Genomic DNA, 22,777 nt, shown 5'->3' with positions numbered 1-22,777 from the left:
TTTGCTACAGGCTTGGCCTGCATCTGACTTTATAGCGCCCGCGCCTTCAAATAGGCCTGATAAGTATCCACCGAAAAACGCTGCGCATCAAAACGATTCTCTGCGCGCTGCCTGGCACGCTTGCCCACGGTATGCAAGCAGTACTTCTGACATAACATGTCTCGAACATGCGCCTCAATGGCTGCCACGTCTCCACAAGGCACCACCCAACCCTCATGCAAATGCTCGATGCTTTCCGGTAAACCACCCGCATCGGAGATCAAGACGGGCAGCCCCAAAGCCAAGGATTCGTAGCACGCGTACGAGGCCGACTCTTTATATGAAAGCACAAACCCCACATCACAGGCGGCCAGGATCGAGCGCACATCCTTAACCAAGCCGGGGAAAACCAATTGCTCGGCACAGCCCAAAGCCTGCACTTGCTCCCGAACAGCCTCCACAGGCGGATCACCTGCTACCACAATCCGAACGCGCTGCTTGAGTTCCGGCTCCAGACGGGACACTGCTTCAACCAGCAGCAGCCAACCTTTTTCCAGATCCGTGCCACCCACTGAGCCCAGCACCAAACTGTTCTCTGCCAAATCAGCGCCGAAAAGTGCTTGGCGTGCAACCTGCTTTTCCCGCGCGGAAACCGGGGAATAATGTTCCAAGTCCAGACCGTGATAAATCCGCTCAACGTTGCAACGCCGATAATCAGAATTGGCGAGTTGGCGGGCAACATAATCGCTGACAGCAATGCAAAGATCAGTCCCAAAGCGCGCCCGCAAACGGTTACCCATGCTGTGTAGACGCTTGGTATTGTGTTTGGTCCAGATAATAACGGGAGGATTCGACAAGGTTTTGCAGGCGATCATGACATGACGATGATCGGTACTGCCATTGCAATGCACGATATCGAAGGCTTCGCGCTGCAAAAAACGGCGCAGGTTCCAGATTTCCGACAAGGCCGTCCCGATACGGGCGGTATACAGGCCTGGCAACACTCTTACACCGGGTATCTGCGACGCTTCCCGATACAGTCGGCCCGTTGCCGGTGCCGCCAGAGTGAATTCACACTGATGGGCCAAACCGCGCAACAAACCCAGAATATAGGTGACATGGCCACCGCCATTACCATGGTGAATATCAGTGATCAGGACCTTCAAAACTCGCTCCGTCAGCGGCTGTGAATGACAGACAAATACTCAGATCGAGCATCTACAGGCCACAAAGTGTATCCGCTATTGCGTAAGCTGAACAATGACTGAACAGCAGTTTTGACGATTTAATCTCGGTAAAAGAGAAAACCTGGCTGCACCTGCCTTTAATCTTGGCGGCGAAGCAACACTTTTTGATACAGGTCCTGATAGCGAGTCGCGACGGCAGGCCAGCTGAATTGAACCAATAACTCACGCGAGTTCTCGATCAGATTCCTGGCCATGGCCGGGTCCTTGCTGATTTTCTCAATCGCCCGAGCCAGTTCCTGAGCATCCTCCGGATGGCTGAGCAGCAATGCGTGATAGCCGCCCTGCACATATTGGGCAAAGCCGCACCACGGAGCCGGGCTCAGGACAACCGGCAAGCCATAGGACATGGCTTCCAGCGGTGCCATGCCAAAGCTGTCATTCAGGGTGGGATGCACGTAAATATCGGCAGCGCGATAAAAAGGTTCGACGTTGGAGGTTTCACCCTGCAGGATGACGCGATCCTGCATATTCAGAGTCTGAAGCTGCTGGCGTATCTGGTCACGCAAACCCGGCTTTCCGCCCACCACCAGCAATCGATAATGAGAAGGCAGTTTCGCCAAGGCTTCCAGCACCGTATTCAAGCCTTTACGCAGCGGATTACGAGCCACCAACAGGCAGACAACCTGATCGTTCGCAAAACCCAAAGACTCGCGAACCTGGGTGCGCTCCTGGCCTTGGGCATCGGCTTGCGGCAAGGCCACACCGGGAGCAATGACGGGATAGTCGTGCACGCTGCCATAGGCTTGCTGCAATTGTTCGGCAATCAGGCCCGAAACGGCGACTACGGCATGAGGACCAGGGCGCAAACGGCGTTTTTCCAGGCCCAGATACCCCCAGACCCTCGGGCTGAAGTAAGAGCCCAGTTTTTTCAACAAAGGCAAAGGCCGCACGCGCCAGTTAAACCGCACGGGGGTGACATGCACTACTTCCACGTCCCCGCACCAGCCGTTCATGTGCGAGTGCACAATATCAAAACCTTGCGCCGTGGCCTTGGCGGCCTGACGGGCAAACAGAATGCCGCGTATCCAGCCCGGCCAATGCGACCAATGTCGAATAGGCACATAGGCCAGCTTCAAATCACAGCGACTGTCATATTCGCGCGCAAACACGGTGATTTCGTGTTTTTCGGCCAACTCGCGCATCAGCTCCACCCCATACGCTTCAGCGCCGCCAAAGCGGTTACCGAAACGGTCGACCACAAAAGCGATGCGCAGGCGCTCGGGAATCGCAGCGGGAGTGTCGCGGGTTTGATCTGAGCTCATGAGCGGGAAACCGTACGACGCTTGTCTTCCAGGCGTGTCACGCACTTTTGCACGAAGCGCAAAATATTGGTGGAACGCGAGACCGTCACACGGGGCAAGTCAAATAAATCATCGTCTGAACGGGCCAGACCGCGATTGGTCGTGGTGGCATTCAGATAACCAGCCTGACGCACCTGCTCACGAATAGCCTGATTCTGATCGCCATAGGGATAGCAAAACGCGCTGACTTCCACTTGCAGCACGTCTTGCAGCTCCGCCTTGGATTGCGCGATCTGGTAATGGGCAATTTCCGAGGACACATCGGTCAGATGCACATGGTCCAGCGTATGCGAACCGGCTTCATGACCGGCGTTCACCCAGGCGCGCAGTTCTGGCAAGGACATCAGACCGGAATGCGGCACTCCTTTGGGTTGGTCCCAGAAGTTCGAGCCGTCCAGATGCCGCGCCACAATGTAATTGGTCGCCGTAAAGCCCAATTCATCCAGCACCGGCATGGCGTTCTGAAAGACGTTACGGTAGCCATCATCAAAGCTGATTCCCACAACCTTGCCCTGCTTTTCACCCCGCAGGTACGGCATCAGTTGCGCCATGGATAAACCACGGTAACCCAAGCGCTTGAGCCAAGTCATCTGGCGCCGAAAATCAGTAGGATGCACGGTCAAACCACGGTAAGGCGAGCCCTTGGGAGCAGGCACCCCGACCTGGTGGTACATAAGAATCGGAATCATAGGCGGCATTATAAGGGGCTAATCAGACTTCTGACGGGTGTAATACCACAGCTTACTATATCGAAACAGGCTGCCAGAAGCGGCCATACACGCCAGAATGAAGCCTTGCGGGCCATCCAGGAAACCCCGTCGAACAATATAGTGACGCACAAAGGTCCAGCTGGCATGGCCAGCAATGCCCGGCAGGCTGGTGGTCTTGCCCTTGGCCTGCATTTGACGGGCCGCATCCGAGGAATAACGGTTGATCTTGTCGATAAAGACTTCAAGGCTGGCGTAGGGGTAATGCAGAAAATGTCCATCCAAGACCAGGACTGGATGCTCGGTCTGCACGCTTTCATGGACTTTGGCGTCGTTAAAACGGGCTGTACCACGCTTGAACAGTCGTAATACCCGGTCTGGCCACCAACCGCTATGGCGCATCCAGCGGCCAGCGAACTCTGACAGGCGGGCAATCCGGTAAGCCGTACCACGCGGCTGAGTCATTTCCTGCTGAATCAGTTGTGCAAGCTCGGGCGTAACACGCTCGTCCGCGTCAATGGACAGCACCCACTCTCCCGTGGCCTGATCCAGTGCCCGATTCTTCTGCGGCCCAAAACCGGGCCAATCCGGGGTGACCGTCACGTTCGCCCCCATGGAACGGGCGATTTCCACCGTCTCATCCGTACTGCCCGAGTCCACCACAATAATCTCGTCCGCAAAGGCAACGGATTCCAGGCAGGCACGAATATGCGCCTGCTCGTTTTTCGTAATCAGGATAACGGACAGGCGCTTGCCAGAACTCGACGCGGCGCTTTGCCCTACTTCTGTCGTTGACGACGACGCCATGCTTTCCACCTGTTGAAAATCGGACCGATCACGGGATGTACCGCAACATTCAGCCTGCGTCCTACCGATACGCCCGTCGTGTCACGCACGGCGAAACGATAAATGTGCAAAGGATCGCTACCAGGCTGGTTGGAGCCGAAGGCGCGCGTTGTATACAGATAGCGGAAACCGGCTTGCTGGGCGACCTGCACATAATCGGGATCAAAATAGCCTTGCGGCCAACACAGCTGGTCAGAGACCATACCCATATTGGCCTTCAAGGTCTGACGGGATTGCTCCAGTTCCCAACGCATCTTGTCGTTCTTTTGATCGCGCTGTTCGCTCAGGTCCCAGCGAGTATGGGTATGAGTATGACTGTGGAACTCGAACACACCATCAGCCTGCATGGCGTGGATTTCACTCCAGCGCAAAATCACCTCGTCGCTGCGACCTTGCTCGATACGCGCTTCACATTCGCGATGATCCGGGCATTCGGGCACGTCCTGGCCCTGGCCCAGATAAGGGCGCACAGGCCCCTCATTGATCCAGCTTGTCACCAGGAAAATCACGGCATTGAAGCCATATTTTTTCAACAAGGGATAAGCGTAGACCCAGTTATCCAGGTAGCCATCATCAAAGGTAATCAGTACCGATTTGGGCGGTACGCCCTGCCCTTGCAAATGGCCTACAAATTGCTCGGTTGTCAGGCTGGTCCAGCCGTTTTTCTTCAACCATTGCAAATGCTGCTCGAAATGCTCGGGACTGGCATTGATCATGCCCCCTTCCGGGGTGACATGGTGGTACATCATGACGGGCACGGTGCTTGCCACTTTCATCCCTGAAGCTCCTTTAACCAAGCATAATAAGCGCCTTCCAGCCGGTCGCCCATGGCAACCGGGGTAAAGCGCTCGTCGCCACGACAAAACAGGCGCCCTGCGGCTCCCATTTCCTGACGCAACTCCGTGCTCCGGATCATTTTTTCCAAGGCGGCACGCCACTGCTCCGGGTCGTGCAAATCCGCCAGCAAACCGCTGCGGCCTTCTTGCATCATCTCCGGGACCCCGCCAACGCGACTGCCCAGCACAGGAATGCCAGCGCTTCCAGCCTCTACAAAAACAGTGCCCGACGCTTCCATATGGGTCGCCAAGGCAAAAATATCCAGATTGGGCAGAATCGAGGGCACATCTGCACGAGCGCCCAGCATATGAATCCGCCCTTGCAGCCCCAGCTCCGCGATCAAGGCCTGCAACTGTTCATAGCCCGGAGAGCCGCCCCCCACCAGCACCAAGTGCAATTGAGGGTAGCGATCAAATAAAGGCTGCATGGCGGCGATCAGTTCATGATGGCCTTTTTCGCGCCGCAATACGGCAACGCAACCTACCAGCAAGGTATCAGACGCCAAACCCAACTGGGCACGCAAATCCAGGAGGGGCGCTGAATCAATCACGCCGGGATCGACACAGGGATAGACCACCCGAACATGCCCAGGTTTCACGCCCCGCTCGATCAGGTGATCGCGCACATAATCGCTGGGCGTAATCACCCGTTTGGGCACGATGGTGTAAGACATCAAGGAGCCCACTTTCTTGGCCAGATGGCGCGTACGCACAATCAAGGGAGTTCCCGCCAGGCGCCCGGCCACACCGGCCAGCATGGTGTCACGGCGGCTATGGCTGTTCAGCACATCAAACTGACCTTGGCGCAAGACCCGACGCAACTGGCGCACACCGCGCATGTAATTGGCCGGGCCATCCATCAACAGGGTATGAACCACAAAACCCTCGTCGCGCAGGCGCTCGGTCAACTGGGCGTGGGGTTGGCAGGCGGCCTCCACCTGATGCCCCCTTTCGCGCAAGATGCGCATGGCTCGCAGGATGTAGTTTTCCTGACCACCAAAGCTGGTGGCAGCTTCCGAGTGCAGAATGCGCAAGGGCCTCATCGGTAGCTGATCTCCACCTCGCGCGTGGCGTCCCAGCCTTCCAGCTGCTCCAGCAAGGAATCCGCCAGACGAACACGCCACTGCGGGCCCAACTGCACCACGCACTCATAATCGGGACGCAGCAGTTGTACCTCGACCGGCACCCCGCCCTGCTCCTGGGCACGGTGTGGTGCCAACAAGGTTTGCAGACGCTGTGCGTCGGCATTATTGTTCAGGCCGATGCTCAGGCAACTGGCACGGGCTTCACGGGCCAACTGCAAGTCAAAAATAGCATCAGCATTGATACGCAAGCCGCCGGTGTAATCGTCGTTGCTGACCTTGCCCTGGATGATGATCAACTGGTCTTCTTTCAGACGCTGGCGATGCTCTTCAAACAGCTCATTGAAGATGGCCACTTCCAGCTGCGCCGAGCCGTCATCCAGCATGGCGTAAAGCATCTTGCCGCGACGTGTCATGCGTACACGCACCGCTGACAGCACACCGGCAAACCACTGCGGACTGCGCGACGCTTCCAAACGTGCCAACGGTGTCGGTGCAAAACGGCGGACCTCATCACGCCAGGCGTCAAACAAATGGCCGCTGAAGTAAAAGCCCAGTGCCGTCTTTTCCTGACGCAAGCGATCTTGCAGGCTCCAGGGAGCCACTTTCGCAACCTCGCCTTCCACAATATCGTTGGAGTCGTCATCAAACAGCGAAGACTGGTTGGCGCTACGTTCGGCCTGTTCGGCAGCTTCAGTAGCGGCACCGATACTGGCCAGCAAAGCGGCGCGGTTTTCATCAATCGTGTCAAAAGCGCCGGCACGCACCAAGGCTTCAATGGTGCGCTTGTTCACCTGATGGCGGTCTACACGACGGCAGAAATCAAACAGGCTGGTGAAAGGACCGCCTTGCTTGCGAGCATCCACAATCGCTTCAACCGCAGCCTGACCGGTACCCTTCACGGCGCCCAGACCGTAGCGCATGGTGCGTGGCGGCAAGCCTTTTTCCGTATAGCTGTCCTGCACAGGCTCAAAGCGATAGTTGGACGCATTGATATCTGGCGGCAAGACTTCCACGCCGTTGGCCAGCGCGTCTTTCCAGAAAATCTGGACCTTGTCGGTATCGTCCATATCGGACAACAAAGTCGCGGCCAGGAACTCGGCCGGATGGTGGGCTTTGAGCCAGGCTGTCTGATAGGCGATGAGAGCATAAGCAGCAGAGTGACTCTTGTTAAAGCCATAGCCCGCAAACTTTTCCATCAGGTCAAACAGCTTGACCGCCAATTCAGGGTCGTGGCCTTTCTTGACCGCCCCTTCCTCAAACAGAACCCGGTGCTTGGCCATCTCCTCGGGCTTTTTCTTGCCCATGGCACGGCGCAGCAAGTCGGCACCACCCAGCGAGTAGCCACCGATAATCTGCGAGATCAGCATCACCTGTTCCTGGTAGACGATGACTCCGTAGGTGCTGCTCAAGGTGCTTTCCAGATCCGGGTGGAAGTAATCGACCTCGGCTCGACCGTGTTTACGGTTCACGAAGTCCACCACCATGCCCGACTCCAGCGGCCCCGGACGATACAGGGCCAGCATGGCGATAATGTCTTCAAAGGTGGAAGGCCGCAGACTGCGCAGCAGCTCCTTCATCCCACGCGATTCCAGCTGGAACACCGCTGTCGTATTACCTTCACACAACAGCTTGTAGGAGGCGTCGTCATCCAATGGCAAGGCCATGATGTCGAACTCGCGCTTGTCCGCATTGAACTGGCGTACATAGCGCACGGCCCAGTCCAGAATCGTCAGGTTACGCAGCCCCAGAAAGTCGAACTTGACCAGGCCGGCAGCCTCCACGTCGTCCTTGTCGTATTGCGACACGGCGTTGGCGTCCGGGCCAGACTGGGCATACAGCGGGCAAAAATCGATCAATTTGCCGGGTGCAATCAAGACCCCCCCGGCGTGCATGCCCACACTACGGGTCAGGCCTTCCAAGGGACGGGCCAGATCGATCAGGGCTTTGACTTCCTCGTCGTTCTCGTAACGCTCGCGGAAGGCAGGCTCATCGGCCAGCGCACGTTCCAGCGTCCAGGGATCGGCGGGGTTGAAAGGAATCAGTTTGGACAAGCCATCGCACAGGCTGTAAGGCAATTCCAGCACACGGCCTACGTCGCGCACCACGGCTTTTGCGCCCAGAGTACCGAATGTGGCGATCTGGCTGACGGCCTGACGGCCATATTTCTGTTTAACGTAATCAATAACGCGTTCGCGGTTGTCCTGACAAAAGTCCACGTCAAAGTCAGGCATGGATACCCGCTCGGGATTCAGGAAACGTTCGAACAGCAAGTCATAGCGCAAGGGATCCAGATCAGTAATCCCCATGCTGTAAGCCACCAGGGAACCCGCCCCCGAACCCCGGCCCGGCCCTACGGGCACGCCATTGTGCTTGCCCCAGTTAATGAAGTCCGCCACGATCAGGAAGTAGCCGGGAAAGCCCATGGAAATAATGGTGTTGCACTCCCACATCAAACGCTCTTCGTAAGTGGGGCGTTGCTTCTCGCGCTCCTCGGGGTCGGCATACAGCTGCTTCAAGCGGATTTCCAGACCGTCTTTGGCCTGTTGAATCAGGAAGTCGCCCAGCGACATGCCATCAGGCGTGGGAAAATCGGGCAGATAGGGTTTGCCCAGTTCCAGCTCCAGGTTGCAACGCTTGGCAATTTCCAGCGTGTTTTCCAGCGCAGCAGGAACGTCCGCAAAGCGCTGCTGCATTTCGTCCGAGCTTAGAAAATATTGCTCTTGCGTAAAACGCTTCACACGCTTGGGGTTGGCCAGCTGTTCGCCTTCGGCAATACATACCCGCACCTCATGCGCGCGGAAATCGTCGGGTGCAATAAATTGAATCGGGTGCGTCGCTACCACGGGCAGGTCCAGCTCCGCGGCCAAGCGCATGGCAGCTTGTACATACAGTTCGTCGCCGTCCGCACCGCTGCGTTGCAACTCAATATAGAAAGCGCCCGGGAACAGACTGTCCCAGTGGCGGGCGCAATCACGGGCCAATTCCAGATTGCCATCGGCCAGGGCCTGGCCTACATCGCCCATACGTCCACCGGACAGGGCAATCAGGCCACTGCACTCTTTCAGCCAGGCGCGCTGCACTTCTGCTCGCCCCTTGTACTGGTTGCCCAGCCAGGCACGGGTCAGAATGTCACACAGGCTCAAGTAACCGGCCTCGTTTTGCACCAGCAATAGCAAGCGCGACGGTTTTTCGCGGTCTTCCTCGTTTTGCAGCCAGATATCACAGCCCATGATGGCTTTCAGCCCGGCTTTACGCGCCGAGGTATAGAACTTGATCTGTCCAAACAAGTTGCACAAGTCCGTCAAAGCCAGTGCAGGCTGCCCATAGGCCTGCGCTTTCTTGATCATTTCGGGAATACGGGCGATGCCGTCCACCACGGAGAACTCCGAGTGGGATCGCAAATGGACAAAGGAAGGGGTGGTTTCGCTCATGATGGAATTGTACTGAAGCCAATAGACATTGGTGACCCTGAAGCGATGCTCAAGGTGAATAAGGGCAGGCAATATGTTTCGATTGGTTCACATCTCACTGAACAACAAACGCACAATCACCCGCCCCCTGCCGACCAATACCAAAATAACAAACAATCTAGCGCTGCAAGGCAGCCCAGGCTTTTTCCAGCCGCTTGACCGAGACAGGCATGGGGGTGCGCAGTTCCTGGGCAAACAAGGACACACGCAGTTCCTCCAGCATCCAGCGGAAATCCCGCAAACCGCTATCAGTCGCACCTTTCAGCGCGGCCACGGCACGCTGGTACTTGGTCAGCAAAACCGACATATCCTGCATCAGGCGTTGATCGCGAGCCGGGTCGGCACGCAGCTTGTCCACCCGTGTTTGTACCGCTTTCAAGTAACGCGGCATATGCGCCAACTGCGCGTATTCATTGCTTTCCAGAAACAAGGTGGGCATCAAGGCGTTCAATTGCTGCTGTATGTCTTTCAAAGCCTCGGGGTGGGCCTTGATTTGCGCCAGTTTCTTCTGGGCGGCACTCCATTCAGTCAGAATCTGCCCGGCCAGACGCGCCACTTCCTGGGCCACCAGACCCAGACGGCTGCGGCCCTCCTGCACGCGAGCCTCGAACTCGGCCTGGTTCTTGGGCCAGGGCTCCATCATGCAGGACTGCTCCAGAGCCACATCAATAATCTGGTCACGCAATTGTTCCTGCGTCCCCAGATTGATGTACAGCATGCTGATACGAGTCAGGTCCGTAATGTTCTTTTCCAGAAAGCGCACCTGCTCGCGCAGGGCCAAACGGAACAAGCGGCGCAAACCCTGACGGTGCTGACGCTGGGCCTGGGCCGGGTCATCGAACACATCCAGATCGCAATGGGTTTTCTTGTCGATCAAGGCCGGATAGCCAATAAAGCTGCGCCCCTTGCGTTTGATTTCCATCAGCTCGGGCAGTTCACCAAAGCTCCAGCTGGTCAGTTGCTCGTGATCCAGCACTTGCGCTACCTGTTCGTCGCTGGCGGCCATTTGCTGGAAGGAGGCCTGGGCCTGACGGCCATGCTCGGCCTTGAGCTGATCCAGATTGCGACCGCCCGACAACATGCGGCCATGCTCGTCAATGACCCGGAAGTTCATGAACAAGTGCGTCGCCAGCGTCTCGGGCTTGAAGTCACTGCGCTGCGGCCTTTGCTTGAGCTGAGTCCACATATCCTGCGAAATGGCGTCAAGCAGGCTCATGCCCGGATCGGCTGCTTTTTCAAACCAGCGTTGGTGAAAAGCGGCAGCATAATCGGGCAGCGGCACACAATGGCGGCGGATGCGTTGCGGCAAGGATTTCAGCAAAGCCAGCACTTTTTCTTTCAGCATGCCGGGCACCAGCCACTCGCAACGCGCAGCGTCGATCTGGTTCAAGGCGAACAAGGGAACGCTCAAGGTCACCCCATCGCGCACCGAGCCCGGCTCGAAGTGATAATCCAGCGCCATCTTCACGCCCTGCCATTCAACGGAGCGCGGAAAGACCTCGGTGGTGATGCCGGCTGCGTCGTGCTGCATCAATTCGTCGCGGTTCAGCTCCAGGCCCTTGGCCTCTTCTTTGGACAAGCCCTTGAACCACTTTTCCAATGTGGCGGTCTGGTACACGTCCTTGGGAATGCGCTGATCGTAAAACGCGTAAATCAGTTCTTCGTCCACCAGAATATCGGGACGGCGGGATTGGTGCTCCAAACGCTCTACCGCCTGTATCTGCTGACGGTTATGACGCAGGAAAGGCAGGTTGGAGTCGATCTCGCCTGGCACCAGAGCCTGGCGCAAGAACAACTCGCGTGCCTGCACCGGATCAATGCGGCCAAAGTGAATGCGACGGCCACTGTAAATCAGCAAGCCATACAAGGTAGCGCGCTCATTGGCCACTACCTGCCCGGCTTTCTTCTCCCAGCGCGGATCGCCCCAGGTTTTGCGCAGCAAATGGGCACCGACTTTCTCAATCCACTGCGGCTCGATACGCGCCACACAGCGGGCAAAGAGTCGCGTGGTTTCCATCAGCTCGCCCGCAAGTATCCAACGGCCTGCTTTCTTGACCAGCTTGGAGCCGGGGTGAATCACAAAGCGCAATTCACGCGTGCCTTGGTAGACACCCGTTTCTTCACTCTTGTAGCCAATATTGCCGATCAAGCCCGTCAACAAGGCCAGATGCACCTGCTCATACGTAGCTGCCGAGGGGTTGGCGACCCAGCGCTGCTCCTGTACCAGACTGCGTAATTGGGTATGAACATCTCGCCATTCACGAATACGCAAAGGGGACAGCAAAGCCTGTTTGACGCTATTGGCAAACTTGCGCTGCGAGCTTTGTTCCTGCGACAGCTCTTCCAACCAGTTCCACAGCTTCACATAGGACAGGAACTCGGACTTGTCGTCGTTGAAACGGGCATGGGCCTGATTGGCCGCTTCACGCTCATGGACAGGACGATCACGCGGATCTTGCACGGACATGGCCGAGGCCACGATCAGCATTTCCGTCAAACAATGATGTTCATGACCGGCCAGAATCATGCGGGCCACACGCGGGTCCACAGGCAGTTTGGCCAGGGAACGGCCTACCTTGGTCAGGCGCTGCTGTTCATCCAGCGCACCCAGCTCTTGCAGAATTTGATACCCATCGGCAATCGCACGGCCAGTGGGCGGCTCCACAAAGGGGAAGGTTTCCACATCGTCCAGATGCAAGGCCTTCATGCGCAGAATCACCGAGGCCAGCGAGGAACGCAGAATCTCGGGATCCGTAAAGGGGGGGCGGCTCTTGAAATCCTGCTCGTCATACAGACGAATACAGATACCGGGGCCAATACGACCGCAACGCCCTGCCCGCTGGCTGGCCGAGGCCTGACTGATCGCTTCAATACGCAGTTGCTCGACCTTGTTGCGCCAGGAATAGCGCTTGATACGCGCCAGACCACTATCGACCACAAAGCGAATGCCAGGCACGGTCAGCGAGGTTTCTGCCACATTGGTCGCCAGCACCACACGGCGCGCATTGCCTTTGGGTCGGAAAATACGTTCCTGATCCGCCTGCGACAGACGCGCAAACAAGGGCAGGATCACGGTATTGATGGGCTTTTCTTTTTCCAGCGCCTCGGTGGCTTCGCGGATTTCGCGCTCACCTGGCAGGAAGACCAGAATGTCGCCCGTACCATGCCGGGCACATTCCTGCACCGCATCCACAATGCCTTGCATCAGATCCCGCTCTTCCTCGGAGGTGGAACGGCGTTCTTCGGCATCGACCAAAGACGGATCCAGAATCGGGCGGTACACAATATCGACGGGATACAGACGGCCCGACACTTCAATGACAGGCGCCTTCTTGCCCTTGTGGGCAAAGTGCTGCGCGAAACGTTCGGCATCAATTGTGGCCGAGGTAATAATCAGCTTCAGGTCCGGACGACGTGGCAGCAACTGCTTTAAAAAGCCCAGCAGGAAGTCAATATTCAGACTGCGTTCATGGGCCTCGTCAATAATGATGGTGTCATAGCGGCTTAACAGGGGATCGCGCTGGGACTCGGCCAGCAAGATCCCGTCTGTCATCAATTTGATGGCCGAGCGCGGTCCGGTCTTGTCGTTAAAGCGGATTTGGTACCCTACCCAGTCACCAATCTCCGATTGCAGCTCCTGGGCAATACGCTTGGCGACCGACGTGGCGGCCAGACGGCGCGGCTGAGTATGACCAATAATCTTGCCCTGCAGGCCACGGCCCAGCTCCAGACAGATTTTGGGTAATTGGGTGGTTTTGCCCGAGCCGGTTTCACCACACACAATGACCACCTGATGGTCTTTGATCGCCTGCGCAATTTCGGCCCGTCGGGCGCTGACTGGCAGGTCATCAGGGTACGAAATTGTTGGTAAAGAGTGTGGGTTTTCAGTCAATTCGTCGGACTCGTGCATGAAAGGTAGTTTCTGGTACAGACATCATTATAATTTTGGCTTGAAACCATTTGGACGCAAAGATCCCCCGCAATGAACACAGACATCCCCGACTCGTACAACGCCATCGAACCACCTGATGAATCCCAGGCACAATTTGTGCGATGGTTCAGGGAAGTGGCGCCTTATGTGCACGATTTTCGTGGCAAGACGTTCGTGGTGGCCTTTGGGGGCGAGCTCATCAACGATGGACTGCTCTACACCCTGATCCCGGATTTGTCGCTGCTGTCAGCACTGGGCATCAAGCTGGTGCTGGTGCATGGCTCCCGCCCCCAGGTCAATGAGCAACTGCGCCTGAAAGGCGAAACCACGCAATTCGGTCGCGGTACCGAGCCAACCAGTGCGGTCGCTCTGGAATGCGCCAAAGAAGCCGCTGGTGAAATTCGCCTGGATATTGAAGCCGCATTCAGCCAGGGTTTGCCCAACACCCCCATGTCCCATGCCCAGATTCGCATCATTTCGGGCAACTTTGTGACCGCGCGTCCGGTGGGCGTGATTGATGGCCTGGACTTCAAGCATTCTGGGGCGGTACGCAAGCTGGACGTGGACGCCATGCGGCTAATCATGAGCCAAGGAGCGCTTATTCTACTCTCCCCATTGGGTTTTTCTCCAACTGGCGAGGCCTTTACCCTGGACATGGAAGATCTGGCCACCAGCACGGCCATCGCCCTGCGCGCTGAAAAGCTGATTTTCCTGACCCCGGAGCATATCGGGCACTCCAATAATCTGGATATCGATTCGGAACTGGCCCGTGCCGATGCCGACTCCCTGCTGGCCTCGGGCAAGCTGGACGAGGACTGCTCCACCTTCCTGCGCTACGCCTCGCAAGCCGTCAAACGCGGTATTGCCCGTGCGCACCTGGTGCCCTACAAGCAGGACGGCAGCATTTTGCTGGAGATCTTCACCCACGATGGGGTGGGCACCATGGTGGTGGAAGACACACTGGACGATTTGCGCCCGGCCAATCTGGACGATGTGGGTGCAATCGTGCAACTGATCGAACCCCTTGAAATTGACGGCACCCTGGTCCCCCGTGGCCGTTCGGTCATCGAGCGCGAGGTGGAGCAGTTCACGGTTCTGGAGCACGACGGCATTATTTACGGCTGTGTGGCATTAATTCCGTACGAAGAAGAAAGCATGGCCGAAATGGCCTGTCTCATCGTGCACCCGGAATGGCAAGGCTCGGGCGAAGGTGAAATTCTCTTGCGCCATACCGAAGCCAAGGCCCGTGCGGCCGGCTTCAAGCGTCTTTTTGTGCTGACCACCCGCACGTCTCACTGGTTTATCAAGCGTGGCTTTGTACAAGGTGGCGTGTCCGATCTGCCCAAGGGCAAGCAGTCGCATTACAACCGTTCGCGCAACAGCATGGTCTTTATTAAAAAGCTGTAAGCCGGTTTGACCCTCCTGCGCCCCTAAGTACAATACGCCCATCCAAGCATTTGATTGAAAAGGAACACATATGGCACGCATGATTCACTGTGTGAAGCTGAAACAGGAAGCCGAGGGCCTGGAGTTTCCCCCCTACCCCGGCGAGCTGGGCACCAAGATCTGGCACTCGATTTCCAAACAGGCCTGGGCCAACTGGATGGACGTGCAAACCCGTCTGGTGAACGAGAACCGCCTGAACCTGGCCGACGCCCGTGCCCGCACGTATTTGAAAGAACAGATGGAGCAATATCTGTTTGAAGACAAGGACGTGGAAGCCGACGGTTTTACCGCCCCTTCCGCTTAAGTCCCGATTCAGGACACGCACCCAAACCCCGGAGCATTACCATCGTGCTCCGGGGTTTCTTTATTTCTGCCCCCGACTCCCCCGCCTTTCCCCGCATTCCTATCAAATAGCCCCGCCTTCAACACGCAGCCAAAACGTAATTAAATGAAACACTGCGCGACAAGTTAGTTTCAGACTGGTCAAAAATCAAAAGAAATGGGATTTTTCTACAGTTACCTGAAGCCCTAAGGCACAAAATCACGGCTGGCCTTGATGCGCATACAGTGCCCAAGCCACACCGGCCCATCACGTGTCCATGTCTGAGCAGCCTTGCGCCGAGCCCTGCACAGCACCGCCGCTTACTGCTTTACCCACAGGAAAAGAAGTTCATGTGCCGCCTAGACCTACCCGAGATTGACCAGTACTCCACTCACTTGCGCCTGTGGCTGGTCAACCTGAGCTATTTGGAGGCTTTGTATGGGCCGCAGTTTCATGCTTTTGTGCTGGATACCGTGCAGCAAAGGCTGCTGGACTGTGGGCTGACTGCCAATGAAATCTTTATCCGGGGAGATTTTGTCCTGATTGCCTTGAAGCAGTTGGGCAAGCAACACCGCTTTCAGCGTACCCATCCCAATGCCCTGGCCCAATTGCTGGGTGCGGCACTGGAGTGTGACCCCATCACCCAGGATGAGCACCGCATCTACCTGCACACCCAGATGGCTTACCACTACGATAGCCGTCAGTACGACACGAATCAGCTCCACCCTCCCGCTCCCAACCCCTGCTCTCATAATCACCCAGCCACGCTGGCCGCCTGGCACAAAGTTTGGGCCAAGACGTACCGGGACGATATGAGTCTGGCAGTTCGCATGCTGGATGATTTACAGAATGGGCTGCTGGCCCTGGCCTTTCAGCCCATCTATCACCTGGGTGAAAAACACAAGAACAAGGACTTTTATGAAGAAGCCTTGATTCGTCACTGCGGCACGGCGGATTACTCTTTACCCGAGGCCATCGCCGCTCTGGAGCGATTAGGTCTGGTATCCCGGCTGGATCGCAGTGTCTTGGGCAGTGTGGTGGAGCTGCTCAGTACAAAACCTGGTCTTTGTCTGGGAGTGAATATCTCCGCAGGCTCCCTGCAGGACGATTTGTGGTGGCAGGATCTGTTCAGCTATCTGGACAGTCGCCCGGATGTGGCCCAGCGCCTGATTCTGGAGGTGACGGAAACCGGCACCATCGCCCACAAGCCCACGGCGCTGCGCCTGATTGCCCAACTGCAAAACCTGGGGGTACGGATTGCTCTGGACGACACGGGATCGGGCAATAGCACCCTCGCCTTTCTGGTGCAGACCCATGCCGACATTATCAAAATTGACCGCTCGATCTTGCTGCGGGCACGCAGCCCCGGTCAGCCAGCCCATTTGCTGCGCAATCTGGTCAATGTCTGCGCCGATTACAGCCCCTACGTGATCATCGAAGGTGTCGAGGACGAGGCTGATCTGGAGTTTGTGCGCCAGTCCGGTGCGCACGGCGTGCAGGGCTATCTGCTGGCCTTGCCAACGCTGACCCCGCCCTGGTGGAACTCAGCAGTATTGATTACGGTGCAGGATGCGGTACTGCTACGTACCCAGTTCTATCCTGACCAAGCCCCCCAAGGCTACGGCTTTAGTTTTTGAAAAGCAAACAAGCCTTGCATGGTGTCATGCAAGGCTTGCAGCAAGAAGGCCCGGGTCGGAATCAGGCTTTGTCTTCGGATTCCGGTTCTGGCAAGGGTTCACCACGTGCAGTACGCTCGGTGTTTTTCACACCGGTGTGACGCACGTCGTCACCACGCACCATGTAGATCACGCGTTCAGCCATGTTCTTGGCGTGGTCGCCAATACGCTCCAGCGCACGGGCGATAAAGATCAGATCAATGGAGTGCGAAATCGTGCGTGGATCTTCAATCATGTAAGTGATGATGTGACGCAGCGAACCCTTCCACTCACGATCCACTTCCTTGTCGCTACGCACAATCTGTGCTGCGTGTACGGCATCCTGGCGCGCAAAGGCGTCCAGCACATCGTTGATCATGCCAGCGACTGAGGAGCTCATGTGACGCAGTTCCACCACGGGCTCGTAGCCAGCGGTACCTTCGTGCAGACGGCGAGCCATCTTGGCGATGCGCTCGGCCTCGTCCCCGCAGCGTTCCATATCGGTCAGCATTTTGGAGATGGACAGCAACATGCGCAAGTCAATGGCGGTGGGTTGATTACGGGCGATCAGGTTGGTGATGCGCTCGTCAATTTCCACTTCCAGGCGGTTGATTTCTTTTTCACGCTCGCGAACCTGGTCAACCAGCGACATATCCCCGGTTTGCAGGGCTTCGGTCGCACTGCGAACCATAGATTCAACAATACCGCCCATCTGCAAGAACAGCGAACGGGTGGCCTCCAGATCGGAGTGAAACTGCTTATTGGTATGTTCGTTCATAGTGGCCTTCTGTAACAGCAAAATGGCTCGCGCCAGCGCTTAATCCGTGCATAGATTAAGCACCGATTATGACAGAGACATTAAAATTCAGAAACCGTCGCCAGGCAGGGTACGCACACCCTGTTGACCGGCAATCAAGGCCACGCTGGCTGGGGTAATCGCGAACAGGCCACAGCACACCACACCGGGCATATTGTTGATCTGGGCTTCCAGAGCAGCCGGGTCTGCAATCGACAAACCGGACACGTCCAGAATCAGGCCACCGTTATCGGTGACAAAGCCCGTACGCTCGACGGGATTACCGCCCAAGGCACGCAATTGACGAGCCACGGCATTCTTGGCCATGGGGATGACTTCCACCGGCAAGGGGAACGCCCCCAGGCGATCCACCAGTTTGGAATCGTCCACAATGCACAGGAACTTGTCCGAGACCGAAGCCACGATTTTCTCGCGGGTCAAAGCGCCACCGCCGCCCTTGGTCATGTTCAACGCCGCATCGATTTCGTCGGCACCATCCACATACCAGTCCATACGTTCGATGGTGTTCAAGTCTTGCACTGCAATACCCAGACTTTGCAGGCGAGCGGTCGAGCGCTCCGAGCTGGAAGCAGCAGCCTTGAAGGCATGTTTGTGCGCCGCCAGAGCATCAATAAACAAATCAACCGTGGAACCCGTACCCACACCCAGAATGGAATCCGGGGTCAGGAAAGGAAGGACGTAATCAACCGCGGCCTGAGCCACCTGTTGTTTGAGTTCGGTCTGTGTGTACATGGCAGATATAAAAATGGGGGGGCTTGGCCCCCCTTGGTTTATTTAAGAAAACGAGCGGCAAATTTGCCTTCGTTGAAACCCACACTGACCTCGCCCTCGGGCGTAATCAGCAAGGGGCGGCGCACCAGCGCCGGAAATTCAGCAATCAAGGCCAGCCATTGGGCATCGTCCTGCGGCTCTTTACGTTCCGCAGGCAAATTACGCCAGGTCATGGAGGCGCGGTTAACCAGCTTGGGCCAGCCACCCAGCTCCTGCGCCCATTGTTGCAAGCGGGCCGCTTCCAAGGGATGTTCGCGGTAATCCACAAAGTTCAATGGCAGACCGTTTTGCTCAAACCAGGCAATCGCCTTTTGGCAGGTGCTGCAATTTTTCAAACCATACATCGTGAACACGGCAATACTCCTTATCAATCAGGCGCGACGCTCGCGGCGTACCTGCAAGCGGCTGGCGACTACAACAAAAATACCAATCACCAAAATCAGCAGGGTTGCCAACGCATTGATCTCGGGCTTGAGACCCAAGCGTACGCGCGAAAACACTTCCACCGGTAACGTGGTAAAGCCAGGACCGGACAGGAAGGAGGCAATCACCACATCGTCCAGCGACAAGGTAAAGGCCAGCAACCAGGCCGCCATCAAGGCAGGCACGATCGAAGGCAGGACCACCTGGAAAAACGCCCTCAAGGGGGTGGCACCCAAATCAAGCGCCGCTTCTTCCTGAGAGCGATCCAGCTCACGCATACGCGATTGCAGAATCACGGTCGCGTACGCGGTGCACAGCACCACGTGACCAATCCAGATAGTGAAGATACCGTTCTGTTCCGGCCAGCCAAACAGGGAGTTCAGCTCCACAAACATCAGCAGCAGGGAAATACCCAGCACCACTTCCGGGATGACCAGCGGTGCACTGACCAGACCGATATACAGAGCAAAGCCCTTGAAGCGTCCCATACGGGCCAGCACATAGGCGGCCCAGGTGCCCAGAATGGTGGCCATGGTCGCGGTCAGCACGGCTATCAGGAAAGACAGCTTGGCAGCACTGAGCAGCGCTTTATCCTGAAACAGGGATTCGTACCAGCGGAAGGAAAAACCCGACCAGGACGTCATGATGGCCGATTCATTAAATGAAAAGACGATCAGGAACAGGATAGGAATGTACAGAAAACCAAAGCCCAGCGTCAGGACGATGGCACGCAGCCAGGGATTAGGCTTGGTCATGAGCGGCCTCCCCGTTGCGCTTCCATCTGTCGCATCTGGCTGTACTGGAAGAAAATCAAGGGAATGATCAAGAGCAGGACCATCACGCAAGTGACGGCAGCAGCCATCGGCCAGTCCGCATTATTGAAGAACTCGGTCCACATGACACGGCCCATCATCAAGGTGTCAGCCCCACCCAGCATTTCCGGAATCACGTACTCGCCTACGGCCGGAATAAACACCAGCATGGCACCGGCAATCACGCCGGACATGGACATGGGCAAGGTGATATTCCAGAACGCCGACCAGGGACGTGCGCCCAGATCGTAAGCCGCTTCCAGCAAGCGCATATCCAGCTTTACCAGATTCGCATACAAAGGGAGGATGAAAAATGGCAGATAGGCATAGATCAAACCGATATAGACGGCCAGATCGGTGCGGTAGATTTCCAGCGGCGCATCAATAATGCCTATCCACAGCAAGACCTGATTGAGCAGGCCATCGCCACGCAAGATGCCTACCCAGGCGTAGACACGCAGCAGCATGGAGGTCCAGAAAGGCAGAATCACCGCCAGCAACAACAGACTACGCACGGCGGGTGAAGAGCGCGCAATGTAGTAAGCCACCGGGTAGCCGATCAGGATACAAAAGATCGTGGTGACGGCAGCCATCTTCAAGGAGCTGACGTAGGTGGCCAAATACAGATTGTCGCTGAACAGCAGGATATAGCCGCGCAGGTTCAGTACAAAGGAAATGCTTTCCTCGGCAAACTGGGCCAAGGGCGTATACGGCGGCACCCCGAAATCAAGATCGGCAAAACTGATCTTGAGCACGAGCAAAAATGGCACCAGCAGAAACAGGATCATCCACAGGAATGTGGGTGCGACCACCAGCGTGCGACTGGTGGGCAGCAGTTTGCGCCAGGACAGGTTCTTCATGTGCTCAGTACCGTTGCGCTGTCGTCGGACCAGGACACGTAGACCTCTTCGTCCACGCCGGGAGCATCTGGCTGGGCCAAGGTGCCGCTAGGCATTTGCGCCTCGATCAACATGCCGGCGTCCAGACGAATCTGGTAGCGGGTGTAGCTACCCATCCAGGACACATGAGTCACGATGCCGTGGCCCCAGTTGGTGTCCTCGGAAGGCAACTCACGACTCACCTTGATCTGCTCGGGACGAATGGACACATACACGTCCATGCCCAGCGGTTCGCTGATCCCGTGGCTGACATACAAGGGGCGGTTTAACTCCTCGCACTCGATATGAACGTGGTCCGGTTCGTCCACCGTCACTACGCCGGTGAACAAATTGGTGGAACCGATAAAGCCCGCCACAAAGCGCGAGTTCGGGAAGGAGTACACATCGTAAGGCGTACCGGACTGGATGATCTGCCCATCGGACATTACCGCCAGTCGGCTGGCCATGGTCATGGCCTCTTCCTGGTCGTGAGTCACCATAATGCAGGTCACTCCCACACGCTCCAGAATCTTGACCAGCTCAATCTGGGTTTTCTGACGAATCTGCTTGTCCAATGCGGACATGGGTTCGTCCAGCAAGAGCAGCTTGGGACGCTTGACCAGGCTACGCGCCAAAGCGACACGCTGTTGCTGCCCGCCTGACAACTGATTGGGTTTGCGGCGTGAAAAACCCGCCATCTGCACCAGATCCAGGGCTTCAAATACGCGTTCGTGGATTTCGTTGCGGGGCACGCCTTCCTGCTTCAAGCCAAAAGCCACATTGGCCTCAACCGACATGTGCGGAAACAGCGCGTAGGACTGGAACATCATATTGACCGGCCGCCGGTAAGGCGGCAGGTCGGTAATATCCTCGTTGTCCAGATAAATCCGACCGGAAGTCGGCTCCTCGAAACCTGCCAGCATACGCAGCAAGGTGGATTTGCCACTGCCTGAACTACCCAGCAGCGCAAAAATTTCGTGACGGGCGACGTCCAGACTTACAGACTGGACGGCCACCGTATCGCCAAAAATCTTGACGACTTCGTCCACACGCACGAAAGCATCCTCGCCATCCATCCAGGGCGAGGTTCCGGTACGGATATCTTGCATGATGCCTTAACGTCCAGACTTGAGTTCAGCCCACAGGCGCGTTTGCAGACGCTGCACCTTCAGTGGCTGTGGTTTGATGACGAACAAAGTCTTGGAGACTTCGGGCGAAGGGTAAATCATGGGGTTGTCAGCTACTTCCTTGACCACGAACTCGCGCGCATCTTTATTGGCGTTCGGGTAGAACATGGTGTTGGTAATGGCGGCATGGACTTCCGGCGTTTCAATGTAGTTGATGAAGGCGTGGGCCTCTTTCACATTGCTCGCGCTCTTGGGGATGGCCATGGTGTCAAACCAGACCGGAGCCCCGCCTTGCGGAATGTAGTAGTCGATGGCGTACGGCTTTTTAGCCTGGCGCGCACGATCAGCGGAGATCATCACGTCGCCGGAGAAACCGTAGACCATGCACAGATCGCCCGCAGCCAGCTCGTCGATATAGCCCGAGGAGCTGAACTGACGTACGTAAGGACGGATTTGCTTGAGCAAGTCCAGGGCTTCGCGGTAATCGGCTTCATTGCTGCTGTTGGGGTCTTTGCCAATGTAGTGCAGCACGGCCGGGAACACCTGGGCGGCTTCGTCCAGAATGGAAATGCCACAGCCTTTCAGCTTCTCGGCATTTTCAGGCTTGAACAGCATGTCCCAGTTGCCCAGGTCCACCTGCTCGCCCATGATCTCTTTGACTTTGGTAACGTTGTAGCCCAGGCCATTGGTGCCGTAGCCCCAGGGAATCAGGTATTCATTGCCGGGGTCCACATCGGAGAGCAGCGCCATGATGTCCGGATCCAGATGGGACCAGTTGGGAATCTGACTTTTATCCAGCTTCTGGAACAAACCGCCTTCGATCTGACGCGCTGCGTAATGCGTGGAGGGAACCACCACGTCGTACCCCGACTTGCCCGTCAACAACTTGGCTTGCAAAGTGTCGTTATTGTCGTAAACGTCATAACGCACGGTAATGCCCGTGGCTTTCTGAAAGCCGGACAAGGTGTCGGGGGCCGTATATTCAGCCCAGTTATAGACGTTAACAACCTGATTTTGTGCCTGTGCAACAGGCATGATGGCAGCAGCGGCCAGCAGGCCGGCGAGTACCTGTGGTGTGTTCATCCCAAAAGACATCACGAGTCCCCTTCCTATCGAAAGCGAAA

The 22,777-nt window shown here is 56.7% G+C and carries 18 protein-coding genes; 3 read left to right on the top strand and 15 right to left on the bottom strand.

Annotated elements, in window-relative coordinates; genetic code table 11:
- Positions 1-29: 29 nt before the first annotated feature.
- The 8 genes from N879_RS18135 to hrpA all read right to left on the bottom strand — a co-directional run bounded on the left by N879_RS18135 (position 30) and on the right by hrpA (position 13,381).
- Positions 30-1,145, bottom strand: coding sequence for a glycosyltransferase family 4 protein (locus tag N879_RS18135; protein WP_009461676.1), 1,116 nt, complete (start codon positions 1,143-1,145; stop codon positions 30-32).
- 158 nt (positions 1,146-1,303) lie between these two features.
- A complete protein-coding gene (locus N879_RS18130) occupies positions 1,304-2,488 on the bottom strand; it encodes a glycosyltransferase family 4 protein (protein ID WP_009461674.1) in 1,185 nt (394 codons plus the stop codon).
- The gene (locus tag N879_RS18125; RefSeq protein ID WP_009461672.1) at positions 2,485-3,201 is read right to left on the bottom strand and encodes a polysaccharide deacetylase family protein; all 717 of its coding nucleotides are present in this window, start codon (positions 3,199-3,201) and stop codon (positions 2,485-2,487) included. Before N879_RS18125 ends, N879_RS18130 begins: the two co-directional genes overlap by 4 nt.
- Before the next feature lie 33 nt (positions 3,202-3,234).
- On the bottom strand, positions 3,235-4,041 hold the full coding sequence (locus N879_RS18120) for a glycosyltransferase family 2 protein (RefSeq protein WP_009461667.1): 807 nt from the start codon (positions 4,039-4,041) through the stop codon (positions 3,235-3,237).
- Positions 4,014-4,856 (bottom strand): polysaccharide deacetylase family protein, encoded by an 843-nt coding sequence (locus tag N879_RS18115; RefSeq protein ID WP_022983576.1) that lies wholly within the window; start codon positions 4,854-4,856, stop codon positions 4,014-4,016. Before N879_RS18115 ends, N879_RS18120 begins: the two co-directional genes overlap by 28 nt.
- Positions 4,853-5,959 carry a glycosyltransferase family 4 protein gene (locus tag N879_RS18110; RefSeq protein WP_009461664.1) on the bottom strand — a complete coding sequence of 369 codons (1,107 nt, stop codon included), beginning with the start codon at positions 5,957-5,959 and terminating at the stop codon, positions 4,853-4,855. Before N879_RS18110 ends, N879_RS18115 begins: the two co-directional genes overlap by 4 nt.
- Entirely contained in the window at positions 5,956-9,432 is a 3,477-nt protein-coding gene (gene dnaE / locus N879_RS18105) for a DNA polymerase III subunit alpha (protein WP_022983575.1), read from the bottom strand. The genes N879_RS18110 and dnaE overlap by 4 nt, the downstream gene beginning before the upstream one ends.
- Before the next feature lie 157 nt (positions 9,433-9,589).
- Complete coding sequence (hrpA, locus tag N879_RS18100) at positions 9,590-13,381, bottom strand: ATP-dependent RNA helicase HrpA (protein ID WP_009461663.1); 3,792 nt, start codon at positions 13,379-13,381, stop codon at positions 9,590-9,592.
- A 72-nt stretch (positions 13,382-13,453) separates the two neighbouring features.
- On the opposite strand from hrpA, the gene argA reads away from it, so the two are divergent.
- The 3 genes from argA to N879_RS18085 all read left to right on the top strand — a co-directional run bounded on the left by argA (position 13,454) and on the right by N879_RS18085 (position 16,807).
- Positions 13,454-14,809 (top strand): amino-acid N-acetyltransferase, encoded by a 1,356-nt coding sequence (gene argA / locus N879_RS18095; RefSeq protein WP_009461662.1) that lies wholly within the window; start codon positions 13,454-13,456, stop codon positions 14,807-14,809.
- Positions 14,810-14,879: 70 nt separating this feature from the next.
- The gene (locus tag N879_RS18090; protein WP_009461661.1) at positions 14,880-15,152 is read left to right on the top strand and encodes an oxidative damage protection protein; all 273 of its coding nucleotides are present in this window, start codon (positions 14,880-14,882) and stop codon (positions 15,150-15,152) included.
- A 368-nt stretch (positions 15,153-15,520) separates the two neighbouring features.
- Positions 15,521-16,807 carry an EAL domain-containing protein gene (locus N879_RS18085; protein WP_009461660.1) on the top strand — a complete coding sequence of 429 codons (1,287 nt, stop codon included), beginning with the start codon at positions 15,521-15,523 and terminating at the stop codon, positions 16,805-16,807.
- Between the two features lie 61 nt (positions 16,808-16,868).
- Here the strand turns inward: N879_RS18085 and phoU are convergent, their stop codons facing one another.
- From phoU to N879_RS18050, 7 genes are all read right to left on the bottom strand, one after another.
- Positions 16,869-17,603: a phosphate signaling complex protein PhoU gene (gene phoU / locus N879_RS18080; RefSeq protein WP_009461659.1), complete on the bottom strand. Its 735-nt coding sequence runs from the start codon at positions 17,601-17,603 to the stop codon at positions 16,869-16,871.
- Positions 17,604-17,690: 87 nt separating this feature from the next.
- A complete protein-coding gene (gene rpiA / locus N879_RS18075; protein WP_009461658.1) occupies positions 17,691-18,374 on the bottom strand; it encodes a ribose-5-phosphate isomerase RpiA in 684 nt (227 codons plus the stop codon).
- A gap of 38 nt (positions 18,375-18,412) precedes the next feature.
- Positions 18,413-18,757 carry a Spx/MgsR family RNA polymerase-binding regulatory protein gene (locus N879_RS18070; RefSeq protein WP_009461656.1) on the bottom strand — a complete coding sequence of 115 codons (345 nt, stop codon included), beginning with the start codon at positions 18,755-18,757 and terminating at the stop codon, positions 18,413-18,415.
- 27 nt (positions 18,758-18,784) lie between these two features.
- On the bottom strand, positions 18,785-19,591 hold the full coding sequence (locus N879_RS18065; protein ID WP_009461654.1) for an ABC transporter permease subunit: 807 nt from the start codon (positions 19,589-19,591) through the stop codon (positions 18,785-18,787).
- Positions 19,588-20,508, bottom strand: a complete 921-nt coding sequence (locus N879_RS18060) for an ABC transporter permease subunit (protein ID WP_009461652.1) — start codon at positions 20,506-20,508, stop codon at positions 19,588-19,590. The genes N879_RS18065 and N879_RS18060 overlap by 4 nt, the downstream gene beginning before the upstream one ends.
- Complete coding sequence (locus N879_RS18055; RefSeq protein ID WP_009461650.1) at positions 20,505-21,635, bottom strand: ABC transporter ATP-binding protein; 1,131 nt, start codon at positions 21,633-21,635, stop codon at positions 20,505-20,507. Before N879_RS18055 ends, N879_RS18060 begins: the two co-directional genes overlap by 4 nt.
- 6 nt (positions 21,636-21,641) lie before the next feature.
- The gene (locus N879_RS18050; RefSeq protein ID WP_009461648.1) at positions 21,642-22,748 is read right to left on the bottom strand and encodes a polyamine ABC transporter substrate-binding protein; all 1,107 of its coding nucleotides are present in this window, start codon (positions 22,746-22,748) and stop codon (positions 21,642-21,644) included.
- Positions 22,749-22,777 lie beyond the last annotated feature (29 nt).

The sequence above is a fragment of the Alcaligenes sp. EGD-AK7 genome (genome assembly GCF_000465875.3).
Classification (GTDB): domain Bacteria; phylum Pseudomonadota; class Gammaproteobacteria; order Burkholderiales; family Burkholderiaceae_B; genus Alcaligenes; species Alcaligenes phenolicus.
The sequence above is the reverse complement of the archived record's forward strand: the minus strand, read 5'-3'. Positions and strand labels throughout refer to the sequence as shown.

Excerpts from the sequence above, each read along its gene's own strand:
- N879_RS18120 (WP_009461667.1), bottom strand. The coding sequence starts at position 4,041 with ATGGCGTCGTCGTCAACGACAGAAGTAGGGCAAAGCGCCGCGTCGAGT.
- argA (WP_009461662.1), top strand. The coding sequence starts at position 13,454 with ATGAACACAGACATCCCCGACTCGTACAACGCCATCGAACCACCTGAT.
- N879_RS18110 (WP_009461664.1), bottom strand. The coding sequence starts at position 5,959 with ATGAGGCCCTTGCGCATTCTGCACTCGGAAGCTGCCACCAGCTTTGGT.
- N879_RS18115 (WP_022983576.1), bottom strand. The coding sequence starts at position 4,856 with ATGAAAGTGGCAAGCACCGTGCCCGTCATGATGTACCACCATGTCACC.
- N879_RS18130 (WP_009461674.1), bottom strand. The coding sequence starts at position 2,488 with ATGAGCTCAGATCAAACCCGCGACACTCCCGCTGCGATTCCCGAGCGC.
- rpiA (WP_009461658.1), bottom strand. The coding sequence starts at position 18,374 with ATGTACACACAGACCGAACTCAAACAACAGGTGGCTCAGGCCGCGGTT.
- N879_RS18070 (WP_009461656.1), bottom strand. The coding sequence starts at position 18,757 with ATGTATGGTTTGAAAAATTGCAGCACCTGCCAAAAGGCGATTGCCTGG.
- N879_RS18050 (WP_009461648.1), bottom strand. The coding sequence starts at position 22,748 with ATGTCTTTTGGGATGAACACACCACAGGTACTCGCCGGCCTGCTGGCC.
- hrpA (WP_009461663.1), bottom strand. The coding sequence starts at position 13,381 with ATGCACGAGTCCGACGAATTGACTGAAAACCCACACTCTTTACCAACA.
- N879_RS18065 (WP_009461654.1), bottom strand. The coding sequence starts at position 19,591 with ATGACCAAGCCTAATCCCTGGCTGCGTGCCATCGTCCTGACGCTGGGC.
- N879_RS18125 (WP_009461672.1), bottom strand. The coding sequence starts at position 3,201 with ATGTACCACCAGGTCGGGGTGCCTGCTCCCAAGGGCTCGCCTTACCGT.
- N879_RS18060 (WP_009461652.1), bottom strand. The coding sequence starts at position 20,508 with ATGAAGAACCTGTCCTGGCGCAAACTGCTGCCCACCAGTCGCACGCTG.
- dnaE (WP_022983575.1), bottom strand. The coding sequence starts at position 9,432 with ATGAGCGAAACCACCCCTTCCTTTGTCCATTTGCGATCCCACTCGGAG.
- N879_RS18090 (WP_009461661.1), top strand. The coding sequence starts at position 14,880 with ATGGCACGCATGATTCACTGTGTGAAGCTGAAACAGGAAGCCGAGGGC.
- phoU (WP_009461659.1), bottom strand. The coding sequence starts at position 17,603 with ATGAACGAACATACCAATAAGCAGTTTCACTCCGATCTGGAGGCCACC.
- N879_RS18055 (WP_009461650.1), bottom strand. The coding sequence starts at position 21,635 with ATGCAAGATATCCGTACCGGAACCTCGCCCTGGATGGATGGCGAGGAT.
- N879_RS18085 (WP_009461660.1), top strand. The coding sequence starts at position 15,521 with ATGTGCCGCCTAGACCTACCCGAGATTGACCAGTACTCCACTCACTTG.